Origin of the sequence: Sphingomonas sp. IC-11, assembly GCF_021043365.1 — a bacterium.
In the GTDB taxonomy this organism is placed as follows: Bacteria; Pseudomonadota; Alphaproteobacteria; order Sphingomonadales; family Sphingomonadaceae; genus Sphingomonas.
On sequence record NZ_JAJNDU010000003.1, the window covers coordinates 152,849 to 166,636 of the forward strand.

Annotated in this window: 12 protein-coding genes; 3 read left to right on the forward strand and 9 right to left on the reverse strand. The window is 65.5% G+C overall.

Features of this window, described 5'->3' with window-relative positions:
• The first annotated feature begins 1 nt into the window (after position 1).
• Together coaD and LQ954_RS11445 are read left to right on the forward strand one after the other, a co-directional pair.
• The gene (coaD, locus tag LQ954_RS11440) at positions 2 to 508 is read left to right on the forward strand and encodes a pantetheine-phosphate adenylyltransferase (protein ID WP_227771966.1); all 507 of its coding nucleotides are present in this window, start codon (positions 2 to 4) and stop codon (positions 506 to 508) included.
• Between the two features lie 119 nt (positions 509 to 627).
• Positions 628 to 1,341: a peptidylprolyl isomerase gene (locus tag LQ954_RS11445; protein WP_231023229.1), complete on the forward strand. Its 714-nt coding sequence runs from the start codon at positions 628 to 630 to the stop codon at positions 1,339 to 1,341.
• A 182-nt stretch (positions 1,342 to 1,523) separates the two neighbouring features.
• Here LQ954_RS11445 and LQ954_RS11450 read toward each other — a convergent pair whose 3' ends face one another.
• The 4 genes from LQ954_RS11450 to LQ954_RS11465 form a co-directional block, all read right to left on the reverse strand.
• Complete coding sequence (locus LQ954_RS11450; RefSeq protein WP_227771968.1) at positions 1,524 to 2,117, reverse strand: exopolysaccharide biosynthesis protein; 594 nt, start codon at positions 2,115 to 2,117, stop codon at positions 1,524 to 1,526.
• Between the two features lie 117 nt (positions 2,118 to 2,234).
• On the reverse strand, positions 2,235 to 4,472 hold the full coding sequence (katG, locus tag LQ954_RS11455) for a catalase/peroxidase HPI (protein ID WP_231023231.1): 2,238 nt from the start codon (positions 4,470 to 4,472) through the stop codon (positions 2,235 to 2,237).
• A 138-nt stretch (positions 4,473 to 4,610) separates the two neighbouring features.
• On the reverse strand, positions 4,611 to 5,198 hold the full coding sequence (locus LQ954_RS11460) for an arylesterase (protein ID WP_231023232.1): 588 nt from the start codon (positions 5,196 to 5,198) through the stop codon (positions 4,611 to 4,613).
• Positions 5,199 to 5,342: 144 nt separating this feature from the next.
• Positions 5,343 to 7,373: an amidohydrolase family protein gene (locus LQ954_RS11465; RefSeq protein WP_227771971.1), complete on the reverse strand. Its 2,031-nt coding sequence runs from the start codon at positions 7,371 to 7,373 to the stop codon at positions 5,343 to 5,345.
• A gap of 145 nt (positions 7,374 to 7,518) precedes the next feature.
• Between LQ954_RS11465 and LQ954_RS11470 the strand changes: the two genes are divergently transcribed.
• Positions 7,519 to 9,267 (forward strand): response regulator, encoded by a 1,749-nt coding sequence (locus LQ954_RS11470; protein ID WP_231023234.1) that lies wholly within the window; start codon positions 7,519 to 7,521, stop codon positions 9,265 to 9,267.
• Positions 9,268 to 9,288: 21 nt separating this feature from the next.
• Here the strand turns inward: LQ954_RS11470 and LQ954_RS11475 are convergent, their stop codons facing one another.
• From LQ954_RS11475 to LQ954_RS11495, 5 genes are all read right to left on the reverse strand, one after another.
• Positions 9,289 to 9,570 (reverse strand): hypothetical protein, encoded by a 282-nt coding sequence (locus tag LQ954_RS11475; protein ID WP_227771973.1) that lies wholly within the window; start codon positions 9,568 to 9,570, stop codon positions 9,289 to 9,291.
• Between the two features lie 42 nt (positions 9,571 to 9,612).
• The gene (gene uvsE / locus LQ954_RS11480; RefSeq protein WP_227771974.1) at positions 9,613 to 10,773 is read right to left on the reverse strand and encodes a UV DNA damage repair endonuclease UvsE; all 1,161 of its coding nucleotides are present in this window, start codon (positions 10,771 to 10,773) and stop codon (positions 9,613 to 9,615) included.
• Positions 10,770 to 11,840 (reverse strand): DHH family phosphoesterase, encoded by a 1,071-nt coding sequence (locus LQ954_RS11485; RefSeq protein WP_231023236.1) that lies wholly within the window; start codon positions 11,838 to 11,840, stop codon positions 10,770 to 10,772. Before LQ954_RS11485 ends, uvsE begins: the two co-directional genes overlap by 4 nt.
• 68 nt (positions 11,841 to 11,908) lie before the next feature.
• Positions 11,909 to 12,904, reverse strand: a complete 996-nt coding sequence (locus tag LQ954_RS11490) for an FAD:protein FMN transferase (protein ID WP_231023238.1) — start codon at positions 12,902 to 12,904, stop codon at positions 11,909 to 11,911.
• Positions 12,905 to 12,913: 9 nt separating this feature from the next.
• Positions 12,914 to 13,780, reverse strand: a complete 867-nt coding sequence (locus tag LQ954_RS11495; RefSeq protein ID WP_231023239.1) for a DUF4198 domain-containing protein — start codon at positions 13,778 to 13,780, stop codon at positions 12,914 to 12,916.
• Positions 13,781 to 13,788 lie beyond the last annotated feature (8 nt).

The window sequence follows — 13,788 nt, forward strand, 5'->3', positions numbered from 1 at the left end:
CATGACCACTCGCATCGGCGTTTATCCAGGCACTTTCGACCCGATCACCCTCGGCCACATGGATATCATCCGCCGCGGCGCGAAGCTGGTCGATCGGCTGGTAATCGGCGTGACGACCAATCCGTCGAAAAGCCCGATGTTCAGCCTGGAAGAACGCATGATGATGGTGAAGCGCGAATGCGCCAGCCTGGATGCGACTATCGACGTGGTCAGCTTCGACCTGTTGCTGATGGACTTTGCCGAGCGTGAAGGGGCGAGCGTGATCGTCCGCGGCCTGCGCGCCGTTGCTGACTTCGAATACGAATATCAGATGGCGGGCATGAACCAGCAGTTGAATGATCGCATCGAGACGGTCTTCCTGATGGCCGACGTGGCATTGCAGCCGATCGCCAGCCGGCTGGTCAAGGAAATCGCCATTTTCGGTGGTGAGATCGGCAAGTTCGTGACCCCCGCGGTGCGCGAGGAAGTCGTCGCGCGTGTCGCGGAGACCGGGCGCCGCGGCAGGTAACCCCTTCCGGCGGCACAAGGCCGACGCCCTCAGGGGCAACGCGCACGGTCGCGCAGTTCAGTTTGGCGCAAGGCGCGATCTGGTTTAGGGCCCGGTCAAACGATCTGGTTGGGAAGACGATGCGGTTTGTTGGAATGATCGCGATGCTGGCAGCGTTGCTGGCAGGGCCGGCCATGGCCCAGGAAAAGACCCCGGAAACGCAGGCGACCGCAACCGCTTCCAAGCAGCGCTACACGCCGCCGCCCACGACCGACCTTGAGAATACCTGGTTGCTGGACCTGTCGAGCGGCGGCCGCGTGTCCATCTGGCTGCGCCCCGACGTGGCGCCCGACATGGTACGCCGGATCAAGAACCTGACCCGTCGCAAGTTCTATGACGGCCTCACGTTCCACCGCGTGATCGACGGCTTCATGGCCCAGGGCGGCGACCCGCAGGGCGACGGCACCGGCGGATCGGACCTGCCTGACGTGAAGGCTGAGTTCAATTACCTGCCGCACGTACGCGGTGCGGTCGCGGCGGCCCGTGCCCAGGACGAAAACAGCGCAAACAGCCAGTTTTACATCATGCTGATGCCGCGCCTCAGCCTGGACGGTAAGTACACCGTTTTCGGGCGCGTGCTTCAGGGCATGCAATATGTCGATGCGATCGAAAAGGGCGAGCCGCCGGCGAACCCCACGCGTATCCTCCACGCTTACATCGCGGCCGATAATCCCCCGCCTTATCAGGCAGCGCCGGTCACCCCGCCGCCGTCGCTGGACGCGCCCGCAACGCTCCCCAGCGCCAAGCCCGCGAGCAACGCTAAGCCAGCCGCCAAGGGCAAGCCGCGCCGCTGAACGCCGGGAGGGAGTGCGGGTCGTGCCGCACTCCTCCTGCCCGATCGTCGTCACCCGGGCGGACAGTCGCGCTCTGCGTGACAACGACAGGCGCCGATAAGGCGAGAAGCCTGACCGCCGACCGGCCGGCATGTCACTGGGCGACGATCGTCCCAGCGCTCAACGCGCCCTTTAGCCGAAGGCTAGGCGCGCGAACTGAGCAGGCCGGCCGCCACCGCCAGCGCCGCTCCAGCCGCCACGAAGGCGACGATCATCAGCAGACCGTCCTTGACCAGCAAGGCCATGCCGAACGCCGCGATCGCAGCCATCGGCGCCGTGGTCGCCAGCGGCAATAGCTCCAGTGGCGGGATCGCCAGGGTCAGCACGAGGATCGCAGCAGCCGCCACCCTGACCATCGGCCCCTTCGTCAGCCCCGGCAGCCGTCCGTGGAACCACTTGTCCATCCGCTTGCCGACCGGCCGGACCTTCTCGACCGCCTTCTTCACTTTCTCGGAACTGAGCGAGCGATTGGCAAGAAAACCCGGCAGCCAGAGATGCTTTCGGCCGAACAGCATTTGCACAGCCGTCAGCACGATCACCAGCGCCAGCACAGTCGGCAAGCCGGGTATCGAGCCGACTGGCGAAATATCGATTAGCGGGATGATGACCAGAAAGGGAGCGTAGCTTCGGTTTCCGAACGCCTCGATCGTCTGACCGAGCGACACTTCGTCCTTCTCGTCTGCCAGTTCGTCAAGTCGGTCGAGTATGTCGCCGACGCTGTGCGGTTCATCTGCCATCCGGTGCTGAACGGCGCGCCGCGTGCCACGGTTCCGCCACCGTAACGGTCTCTGCATACGCATAGGGCCGCGGCACCCGTGGATGCCGCGGCCCCTGTGTCACCGTCTAGGCTGCGATTACTTGTACTTCAGGTCGAAGCGATCGGCTTCCATCACCTTGGTCCAGGCCGCGACGAAGTCCTTCACGAACTTCTCCTTCGCGTCGTCGCAGGCATAGACTTCGGCCAGCGCGCGCAGCTGCGAATTGGCGCCGAACACCAGGTCGGTGCGCGATGCCCGCCACCGCGGCTCGTCGGTGGCGCGGTCGGTGCCGACGTAGAGCTCGTCGCTCTCCTCATCCACCTGCTTCCACGCCGTGCCCATGTCGAGCAGGTTGACGAAATAGTCGTTCGTCAGTTGCCCCGGCTTGTCGGTCAGCACGCCATGGTCGGTATCGCCATGATTGGCGCCGATCACGCGCATGCCGCCCACCAGCACGGTCATCTCCGGCCCGCTCAGCCCCAGCAGCTGCGCCCGGTCGACCAGCAGCTCCTCGGTCGGCACGTTGAACCGCACCTGCAGGTAATTGCGGAAGCCGTCGGCCTTGGGTTCCAGCACCTCGAAGCTCGCCGCATCGGTCTGCTCTTCCGTGGCATCGGTGCGCCCGGGTGTGAACGGCACCTCGATGTCGTGGCCGGCCGCCCTCGCCGCCTGCTCCACGCCCAGGCTGCCGCCCAGCACGATCAGGTCGGCGATCGACACCTTCTTGCCGCCGCTCGCGCTGCCATCGAAGTCCGCCTTGATGCGCTCATAGACGTTGAGCACACGGGCCAGCTTCTCCGGCTCGTTCACGTCCCAGCTGCGCTGCGGCTCCAGCCGGATGCGCGCGCCGTTCGCGCCGCCGCGATGGTCCGACTGGCGATAGGTCGAGGCAGAGGCCCAGGCCGTCTTCACCAGTTCGCTCGTCGACAGGCCCGAAGCAGCGATCTTCTGCTTCAGCGCGTTCACGTCCGCCGCATCGATCATCGCGTAATCGGCCTTGGGGATCGGATCCTGCCAGATCAGATCCTCTGCCGGCACGTCCGGGCCGAGGTAGCGGATCTTGGGCCCCATGTCGCGGTGGCACAGCTTGAACCACGCACGGGCGAAGGCGTCGGCGAACTGATCCGGGTTGTTGCGGAACCGCTCGGAGATCTCGCGATACTTCGGGTCGACCTTCATCGCCATGTCGGCGGTGGTCATCATCGTCGGCACCTTGACGCCGGGCGTATGCGCCTTGGGCGCCAGCGTCTCCGGCGGGTTGCCGATCGGCTGCCACTGCCACGCACCGGCCGGGCTCTTCACCAGCTCATATTCGTGGTCGAGCAGCATCTCGAAATAGGTCATGTCCCATTTCGTCGGCGTCGGCGTCCACGCGCCCTCGATGCCGCTGGTGATCGTGTGATCGCCCATGCCGCTTTCGTGGGTGGAGGCCCAGCCAAGCCCCATCTGGGCGATGTCAGCGCCTTCCGGCTCCGCCCCGACGAGCGATGCGTCGCCCGCGCCATGCGCCTTGCCGAAAGTGTGGCCGCCGGCGGTGAGCGCAACGACTTCCTCGTCGTTCATGCCCATGCGGTGGAACGTCTCGCGGATGTCGCGCGCCGACCCCTTGGGATCAGGCTCGCCGCCCGGCCCTTCCGGATTGACGTAGATAAGGCCCATCTGGATTGCCGCGAGCGGGTTTTCGAGCGCCAGGCCCGATTTCTCGTCGATGCGCGTCTGGCCGAGCCATTCCTCCTCGGTGCCCCAATAGATGTCCTTTTCCGGCTCGAACACGTCCTCGCGCCCGCCGCCGAAGCCGAACACCGGGCCGCCCATCGATTCGATCGCGACATTGCCGGTCAGGATGAAAAGGTCCGCCCAGCTCAGCTTGCGGCCATATTTCTGCTTGATCGGCCACAACAGGCGCCGCGCCTTGTCGAGGTTGCCGTTGTCCGGCCAGCTGTTGAGCGGGGCGAACCGCTGCGCGCCCGACGACGAGCCGCCGCGCCCGTCGCCGGTGCGATAGGTGCCGGCCGAGTGCCACGCCATGCGGATGAAGAACGGGCCATAGTGACCGTAATCGGCCGGCCACCACGGCTGGCTGTCGGTCATCAGCGCGCGAAGATCAGCCTTCACTGCTTCCAGGTCGAGCGTCTTGAACTCCGCGGCGTAATCGAAGTCGTCGCCCATCGGATTTCCCGACAGGCCATCCTGTTGAAGAATTTCCAGCGACAGCTGGTTCGGCCACCAATCCCGGTTCGTACGGCCGAGCAACTTGCGAAGCGCCGCCGGTTCCTTGGAATGATCGCTGAGGGGGCTTCCGGTAACCGGGCAGCCGCTGGTCGTCGCGTCCATGGGGGATCTCCTCATCCTCGGCACATTGTGCGCCAAGACTAGGCTGATGCGACGCCGTTGAAAGCGACATAAATTCGTCAACGACAGCGAGGAAATCGATCAGTTCTTCAGGAACAAACTGCCGGATCGATCAAACCGTTAGGCGGCGCGCGCCCCGTCAACGGGCGAAAGCGCGCCTTCAATCGTCGGCAGCAGATGGTCGACAACAGCGGTGATCGCGGCGCCATTCGGGTGAATTCGATCGGCGAGCACCATGGCAGGATGGCCGAGAACGCCGGCTGGGAAGAAGCTGGCCAGCAGCGTGCCGTGTCGCGCGGCAACCTCCTGATGGATGCCCAGAAAAGCGCCGGTTCGCGCACGCAGGAACGCCGGCGGCTCCAGCGTGGTCAGCAGAACCGGGATGTCACAGCGGCTGAACTCAAGAAGGATCGCGTCCAGATTGCCCTCCGTTTGCGCGGGCGAGAGGCCCCGCAAAACGTCATTGGCGCCAATTTGCACGATGGCGAGATCCGGACGCTCGGTCAGCCGCGACAGCACACTCGGCAGACGGCGCCGGGCGTCGCCGCTGGTGTTGCCCGACACGCCGGCATTGATCACCCGCGCCCCCGCTTGCCGCTCGCGCAGGCGATGTTGAAGCTGGGCGGGGAAGCTCTGGTCGGCAGCAAGGCCATATCCGGCGACAAGGCTGTCGCCAAAGGCAAGAACCAGCGGTGCGTTGGTGGGCATGATCAGCAAGATGGTGATCCGCCAGGGTTTTTCGAGGCTTATCGGCCAGCGAAAGCTTGCCGGCGGCAGGGCGGTGAAAAGCGCGGGGCCTCACCCCTGCACTACCGGGTGCGCGAGGCGGCCAAGACCGCCCCGCGCAGCCGATCAGTTGGCAGCGCCGCTCACTAAGGGTGCGGGCGCGAACGGCTTGATGCCGAACTCGGGATAGACTTCTGCCGGATAATAGAAGGTGCCGTCCTTCACGACCATGGCGATGCTCTTGACCGCCTTGAAATCCTTGGTCGGATCGCCCGGCACTAGGAAGAAGTCAGCCAGCTTGCCCTTCTCGACTGAGCCGAGCGTCGCATCCTGCCTGAGGTACTTGGCCATATCCCAGGTCGCGCGGGTCAGGATCTGCGCAGGCGTCATGCCGACCTGCTGGTACAGTTCCAGTTCGCGGTGAAAGGTGAAGGATCCGCCCGTATCGGTGCCCGGCACGATCATCGCGCCGCGCTCGTTCAGCATCCGCACCGTCGCGACGATCTTGTCATAGGCGCCGCGATACGCCGCATCATCGCCCGGCGCGGTTGCGTCGATCCACGCCTGCTTCAGACCGCGCTGAGCGCCGATCGGCAAGTGATCGAAATAGTCCGCCGCACCCGGTGCCATCTGGCCATCGCGATTGAGCAGCAGGTTCTCGTGGATGCCAAGCGTCACGTCGATCGGCGTCTTGCGCGCGGTGACGAGGCCCATCGTATGCTGCACCCGTTCGCTGTTGAGATCCAGCGATGGCAGCCGCTTCAGCGCGGTCAGCCGGAACAGCGTACGCGTGTCCTCGGTCGGCTTGATCACCCATTGCAGCATGAACTGGTTGATATGGGTCATTTCGTCGAAGCCGGCCTCGATCATCTGATCGGCGGTGGCGAACGCGGGCACGTGGCCGGCCACCTTCAGGCCGCGCGCATGGGCTTCCTTCACCAGCGCGGGGATCCACGCCGGATTCATGCTGTTGTACGACTTCACGCCCCAATAGCCGCCGTGGTCGGCATACCAGCGGACTGCCGCAACGGCCTCCGCCTCGCTGTTGACGAGAATGCCGTTGTTGGCGCTGAACTGGCTCTTGCCTTCGATGAAGCCCGCGCGAACGATGCGCGGCCCGGCGATCACGCCGCCGTCGATGCGCTCGATCAGCTTGTCGAGCACCGCATTGTCATTGCCCATGTCGCGCATGGTGGTGACACCGGCCACCAGGTTCAGCAGCGCGCCTTCCTGTCCGGTGTGGGCGTGCATCTCGTACATGCCCGGAATGATCGTGCCGCCAGCGCCGTCGATCACGACCTCGCCCTTGCCGCCCTTCTGCGTCAACGGCTCGACGCCCATGATCTTGTTGCCGGATACCAGCACCGACGCTGGCGCGCCGACCGTGCCGGTCTTCGAATCGAACACCCGCACGTTGCGGATGCGCACCGTTCCCGAATAGCGGTGCGCCACCTTCTTGTTGATCGCGACGAACCGGTCGGTGGACCATTGCGCGGCCAGGGTCTTCAGCCGCTCCGCTTCATCCTCATAGCCGGCGCGCACGATCACCTGCCGGGGAGACACGCTCGCGAACATCTCGCCCTTCTCGTCGAGAAGGACCGTGTCCGGCGTGGTCTCGATCCCGCCGAGATCATAACGCGTGACCTTCAGTGGCCCGCCGGTGCCGTTCACCGTCAGCGTCTCGCCCTTGGTCAGCGTCAGCGTCCCACCCGGCAGTGCGGTGATCGTGGTGCCGCCCGCCTTCATGATGGCGCGGGCATAAAGTGCGGTCGCCCAGGGGCTGCCGCTCTGGGCCACATAGACGGCCGAACCCGTGGCGTTGGCCGTCCCCTTGCCGGTAGCATCCGTCCAAGTGGCCTGCGCCCCTTGTCGCGCGAAATGCTCCTCGACCTTGGAGCCGAAGGTGGTTGTGCCGTTGATGTCCCAAGCGACAGGCAGGCCCTTGGCATCGAGCTGCAGGGTCTCTTTCATCGTCGGGCCGCGGCCGTTGTTCTTGTAATCGAAGTCGATGGCCGTGCGGTCGCCCTGCACATCGGCATTCAGATGGCCGACGTTCTTGCCCCCGAAGATCACGCTGTAGCGCTGCATTTCCGCGGCGGCGTTGGTGGCAAGCGAAAGGGCGAGCGCAGCAATTGCTGCCGAGGACAGGAGCTTCATACGCCCGCCGTTACGTGGCAGCCACCGCCCGCGCAACAACCTGTCGCGTCCAGCCATTCCCGGAACAACTGGCTGAATAGACTCTTCTAATGCGAACCACCGCCCGGTAAATGGCCGGCCAAATGCGGTTAATTCGGATGACGACGTGGCGGAAAAGGACTCCGGGAACACCACCATCGACATTGAAGGTAACGGCCAGAGCGCTGGCGTCCCCGCTGCGGGCGCGATGGACGTAGGCGCGCACGAGCCGCTGGGTGCTAGCAGCGACGGCAAGCGGCACTGGCGCGAAAGCACCATCACCGAACCTGGCTTGAACAATCGCGGCAACGTCTTCTTCGCCGCTATCGAGATGACGCGGATGCCGATGATCCTCACCGATCCGCATCAGCCCGATAACCCGATCGTCTTTGCCAACAAGGCCTTTCTCGACCTCACCCTCTATGAGGAGGAGGAAGTTCTCGGCCGCAACTGCCGGTTCCTTCAGGGCGCTCGCACCGATTCGGAAAGCGTGGCCGAACTGCGCGATGCCGTGGCCGCGAACCAGTCGATCGCGCTGGAGATCCTGAACTACAAGCGCGACGGAACGCCGTTCTGGAACGCAGTATTCATCGGCCCGGTCTATGACACATCCGGCAAGCTGCTCTACTTCTTCGCCAGCCAGCTCGACGTCACCCGCCGACGCGAAAGCGAAAGATCGTACCTGCAGGCGCAGAAGATGGAGGCGGTGGGACAGCTCACTGCCGGCCTTGCGCACGATTTCAACAATCTGCTTCAGGTGGTGAACGGCAATCTCGAGCTCGCCGTGGCCCGCAGCTCCGATGAACGCGTGCTGCGCTATCTGGCAAGTGCGCGAGGGGCCGCTGAACGCGGCGCAAAGCTCACCGGCCAATTGCTCGCCTTTGCACGCAAGACCCGGCTCGATCCCCGGCCGGTGGACGTCAGCGAGTGCCTCAACAGCTTCGCCGACGTGATGGAAAGCGCGCTCGGCAAGAAGGTGGAGCTTCACTTCAGCCTGCGCCGGGGCCTGCCCAAGGCGCTGCTCGATCCGCAGCAATTCGAAATGGCGGTCCTCAACATCGCGCTCAATGCCAAGGACGCGATGCCGACCGGCGGAGTGATCGAGCTTTCCACCGCCCGGGTGCGGCTGAACGGCGACGCTGCGTCGCGCGGCCTCTCGCCCGGCGAATATGTCGCAGTGCAGGTGCGCGACGAGGGCGAAGGCATGACGCCGGAGGTGATCGAACGCGCGGTCGAGCCGTTCTTCACGACCAAGGGTGTGGGCAAGGGTACCGGCCTGGGCCTCGCCATGGCCAGCGGCTTCGTTCAGCAGTCGCGTGGGCGGCTGGAGATCGAGAGCACGCCGGGCAAGGGAACCACGGTCCGGATGCTGTTCCCCGTCGCCGCCCGCTACGAACGCGATCTCGCCCCTGAGCCGCAGCAAAACAGCAAGCCGGCATCGTCAAATCAGTCGGGCGCCCACATCCTGGTGGTCGAAGACAGCCCGGAAGTCCTCGCCCTTGCGCGGGAGATCTTGGAGGAGGTCGGCTACCGGATCACCACCGCCGAAACCGGCGAAGAGGGCTTGGCCGCCTTCCGGAGCGCGCCCGAGGAATCGATCGATCTCGTGTTCACCGATCTCGTCATGCCAGGCGGCATCAACGGAATCGTGCTGGCACAGGAAATCGCCAAGATCGCGCCTGACGTGCCGGTGCTGATGACGACCGGCTATAACGAGGAACTGGTCGCCGATGGTCCGCTGCGCAGCGGGCTCGACGTCCTGGGTAAGCCCTATCGCCGCGCCGACCTGCTCGACCGCGTTCGCCAGGCCCTGAACCGCAAGGGTGATGGCGGGCCGCGCCGCCATATCTCGGACTATGGCTCGGCCGAGGAGTGAACGGTCTGGCGGTCCCGCCCGTCAGATCACGTCGGGCAAGGGCGCCGTTCCGGCCGACCGGCTGACGTACAGCTTTTCCGCGCAATGTTCGTTTGCCCAGGCGAGGCCGGCAGCCTCCGCATCGTCATAGGTCGCATAGGGTTCACCCCCGACCAGCGACACTGATTCAGCAGCGTCGGTATCGCCGCAGCGGAACAGCACTGATCCGTTCAAGCGGTAACGACCATCGTCCAGTTCCTGGATCCTGATGCAGTCGCTGTCGCTGGGCGCCGGCTCACCTGCCGGCAGTTTCGTGATGTCCATGATGCCTCCAGATCTCGGCCGGGAACACAACGCACGAACGGCTCATTCCGCCGCCATCAACCCTTCGTCCACGTCCGGCTCGTCGTCGGCGCTCACACCGCCATCGAGCCGCGCCTCGTCGGCGGCCAGATCCGCCGCATCCTCCTGCGTGATGCCGAACCGTGCCGCGACGTCGGGGGCGAAGCGCAGCAGATCCGGACGCAGCCTCAGCAGGCTGAGATCCTTCGCCTTGCCCTCCATCATCACGTCGAAGAGCAGCCCGTCGGCCATGCGCATGAAGGTGGCGAATTCGAACGGGTTCGTGAAATCGGCGTGACCCGTCCAGATCGGCGGCCGAAGCACAGTCTTCACGCGGGCGGTTGCCTTTACCGGCGCCTTCAGCACCTCGCCCTTGCGCGCCCGCCCCTTGCCCGCCTTGGCGTCTGCCCGCTGCTTGGCGGTGATCTTCTGCTTCACTTCCCGCATCTCGGTACGCGGCGAGGAGAAATGAATCTTCGGTCGCACGCCGGCGGGCCAGGTGGCGAGAAATCGTTCCAGCGTGTCGCGCATATCCAGCCGCTCGGGATTGAGGCACCAGAAATGCTGGTAGTCGAACACGCAGCGCACGCCGGTTCGCTCGTGGATCCACAACACGTCGGCGGCCGAAAAGCGGATGTCGTCATTTTCCAGCACCAAGCGCCGCTTCACGTGTTCGGGGCATTGCTCCCACCCCTCGATCCAGCGGGCACGGCTCGCTTCATGATCGTCATAGACGCCCCCGACATGGGTGATCATCACCGCTTCGTCGTTAAGCTCCATACGGTCCAGCATCTCGGCCTGGCTGGACAGATCCCAGATGCTCTTCTTGGTAAGCTCCGGATTGGGCGCGTTCAGCAGAACATATTGCGACGGGTGGAATGACAGGCGGATGTCATACGCGCGGGCCTTGGCGCCGAACGCGCGCAACTCGGCATCGCTTTCGGCCACCATGTTGTGAAACTGCGGCATGTCGGGATGGGTCGCGTAGGGCGCGATGTCCGACGACAGGCGGTACATGTCGAGCTTCTCGGCCTTCAGATAGTCCAGCACCGTGTCGAGCAGCTCCAACGAGCATTTGAGATGCGGGTTCTTCTGCCATCGACGAGTGTCGCCGGATTTCAGGCCAGGCTTGCCCATCACCTTCACGGGAAAACCGAGGCGAAGCGGACGGCTGTTGTCTGTCATGAAAGCACCTGCGCCTGAGGGATGCCGAGGCCGCGCACGAAACTGTTCCAATCGGCCAAAGTCAGTGCGCCACCGGTGGCCTGGGCATGGCCGTTGCCGTAGCGGCCATCCGCATCCGGCGGCCGGTGTTCGGCAAGAAAGTCGATGAGGTTGCGTCCGCTTGCCGATCGCGCGGCGAAATGGACCCACCCGGGGCGGTAGCCATGATTGGCCGCGATGACGATCTTGTCCTTCAGCCGGCCGCGCCATTGCTGCGCCACCAGCGGATGGATCTGGCATGGCGTGTCGAGTGTGATGAGCGCCACGTCCCCCACCACCACGGGCGGCTGGCGCTTGCCCACGTCCATGGCAGCGCGAACTTCGGCCTTCGCTGCCCGCAATGCCTCGGAATCCGCATTCACGCCCTTGGTGATTGCCTTGGGCCCATCGGCGCTGAGCAGCAGCCGCAGCGCCGGGCCGGCATCCGCCGCAGCGGTGCGTCGGGGCGCGTTGATCAGCGACACCGCGTCGCGCAGCGCTGTCTTGCCCCAGCGCGCCTGTGCTTCGGCAAGCTCGGGAAAGTCACGGCCTTCCTCCATGTCGCCGATTAGGCCGATCGCGGCGAGCCAGAGCAGGTCGTCGACATCCCCCAGCGCTCCCGCCGCCCAATACGCCAGCAGCGCACTGGTCGGCTCAGGCGACAGGCCGTTGCCGCTGATCGTGATCGCACCCGCAGGCTCGCCGGTCGGCACATGATGATCGATGACGACCGTCGGGCATCCGGGCAGCACGGGAGTGGCCCGCGTGCCAAGGTCGAGCAGGATCAGCCCCGCCGGGTCACCGGCGGAAAGGCGGCTCGCCACGTCCGGATCCCAGGGCGTCTCACCCTTTCCCGTCAGATGAATGGCATGGCGGCGTCCCGCTCGCTCGAGCGCCCGCGCCAGCACAGCGGCCGCCGCCAGCCCATCCGCGTCGAAATGCGACAGGATGGCGATCGTGCCATCCGGATCAAATCCGCCGAGCGCCTCCGCAAACGCCTCTTGCGCCGCAGTGCGCGGGTCTGAAGCAAAGGCAAGCCGGCCGATCATCTGGAATGAACGCGGCGCATGCCGGTGCGGGTCCGCGCCCGCAGGTGCCCCTTCGTACAGGCGCCCGTTTAATCAACCAGCATCCGGGAAAGGGCGGGGCTGAACCATTCGATCAGTCCCTCGGGCTGCCGGATCAATGCCCGCGCGGCGAGGTCGTTCGCCTCCGCAAGCGCCTTCATCTCCGTTGGTTCAGCCACGCTGAGCGCAGTGGCCCAGGCATCCGCCAGCATCGCCGAGCGATGAACAACACTGACCAACAGCGCATGGCCCACCGGCCCGCCGGTTCGAGGGTCGATGGTGTGCCGCCCGCGGACATAATCTCCGGACGTCGCCACGGCGAGCTGATGAAGCGCCAACCGCAGCGGCAACCCAAGAGCGCCCGGCGTCTCCAGGTCCACCCACCAGGGATCGCCATCGGGCCGTATCCCGCGCCCCACGAACTCGCCGCCGATCTCAACGAGACTGTGCCCGACGCCGTGCTCGGCCACCACCGCGGCAAGGCAATCGACGGCATAACCTTTGGCGATGCCGGACAGGTCGAGCCGTACGTCCGCCCGGCGCTGCAAACGGCGCGCCGGGGGATCAAAGGCGAGCTTTCGCCATCCGCCCGTCTGCACTGCCGCCGCGATTGCCTCCGCCGTCGGTGCTGCCGTCGCTCGCCGAGGTCCATAGCCCCATAGATCAACCAACTTCCCCAGGGCGGGGTCGAATGCTCCACCCGACGCCACTGCCACGTCCAGCGCCGCGGCGATCACTGTCGCGAAGTCCGGTGGCAGCATCGTCCAGCGTCCGGGCGGAGCGCGGTTGAGCCGGCTGATCAGCGAATCCGGCAGCCAGTGGCTCATTTCCGAAACGAGCTGATCCAGCCGGCGTTCGATCGCGCGGCCGATACTGTCCACGTCCAGCCCGGCCGACGCTGCAAGCTTCACCTGCCATCGCGTCCCCATTGTGGTGCCGCCGAGCTCCCGCACGGCTAGATCGGGGCTCCACCCGGCCAAAGCGGCCGGGTCGATCTCAGGCACCAGCAGCCTTGGCTGTCCCGCCGGAATGTCGGGCGACGCCACGGCCTCGTCTCAGGGTGCCGGCACCTCGAGCGTGGTGGTGAAGGTCATGCGCCGCTCCGTCGCACGCGGAACGCTCGCCTTGGCGTCCGTCACGGTTGCGCTCATCCAGTACATGCCGGGCACTGGCCATTTGACGCGCAGCAGCCCGTCCGCGCCGGTGGTCAGCTCCTGGACCGCTTCGTTTTCGCGGAACTTCTTCGACCCAGGCACCACCGTCACGGTCACACCGGCAGCGGGCTTGCCGTCAACCAGAAAGCGGAACTGACCTTCCTCGTCCGACACCAGCTCGCTCGGATGCGTAACCGGCTGCATCTCCAGCCCCTTGCCGGTCGGCTTGAAGACGCCGTCGCTGGGCGCGCCGGCCGTGACATAGATGGCGTTCTGACCCATGACCTCGGTCAGCTTCACATCCGTCGCGCCCGCCGGAATCTCCGCCGGCGTGGCGACGCTCTGTACCCGCGGTGCCCCCTGCGGCGCACCGGCGCCCGCTGCCGGCGGCGGGCCGCGTCGGCCGCCTACCCGCCACGTCTCGCCATTCAGCTTGAAGCTGCCCATCACCGAGGACATTTCGGTGCCGATCTTCCACGTGCCGGGCTTGTCGACCTTGACGTCGAACGTGGAGCGATGACGACCAGTCGCGGCGTTCTCGATCGCACCCTGCGTGCCATCGGGTGCCCACACCTTGATCTGCTCGGGCCGCATGGCGACGTGATCCGGGTAGAAGAGGTCGTTCGAAACCGCCGCGTCCACCGTCACATATTGGTTGGTGTCGGACAAAGTGGTGGTCGATGGCAACAGCCATTGACGGTGCGCGCGGGCGGGAGCTGCAAGCGTTGCGGCGCCCACGGCGGCGAGCAGGATGGTCTTCAGGCGCATGGTGATCT

Bases quoted from the DNA above. Each gene is read 5' to 3' on its own strand.
- coaD (WP_227771966.1), top strand. From the start codon at position 2: ATGACCACTCGCATCGGCGTTTATCCAGGCACTTTCGACCCGATCACC.
- LQ954_RS11445 (WP_231023229.1), top strand. From the start codon at position 628: ATGCGGTTTGTTGGAATGATCGCGATGCTGGCAGCGTTGCTGGCAGGG.
- LQ954_RS11450 (WP_227771968.1), bottom strand. From the start codon at position 2,117: ATGGCAGATGAACCGCACAGCGTCGGCGACATACTCGACCGACTTGAC.
- katG (WP_231023231.1), bottom strand. From the start codon at position 4,472: ATGGACGCGACGACCAGCGGCTGCCCGGTTACCGGAAGCCCCCTCAGC.
- LQ954_RS11460 (WP_231023232.1), bottom strand. From the start codon at position 5,198: ATGCCCACCAACGCACCGCTGGTTCTTGCCTTTGGCGACAGCCTTGTC.
- LQ954_RS11465 (WP_227771971.1), bottom strand. From the start codon at position 7,373: ATGAAGCTCCTGTCCTCGGCAGCAATTGCTGCGCTCGCCCTTTCGCTT.
- LQ954_RS11475 (WP_227771973.1), bottom strand. From the start codon at position 9,570: ATGGACATCACGAAACTGCCGGCAGGTGAGCCGGCGCCCAGCGACAGC.
- uvsE (WP_227771974.1), bottom strand. From the start codon at position 10,773: ATGACAGACAACAGCCGTCCGCTTCGCCTCGGTTTTCCCGTGAAGGTG.
- LQ954_RS11485 (WP_231023236.1), bottom strand. From the start codon at position 11,840: ATGATCGGCCGGCTTGCCTTTGCTTCAGACCCGCGCACTGCGGCGCAA.
- LQ954_RS11495 (WP_231023239.1), bottom strand. From the start codon at position 13,780: ATGCGCCTGAAGACCATCCTGCTCGCCGCCGTGGGCGCCGCAACGCTT.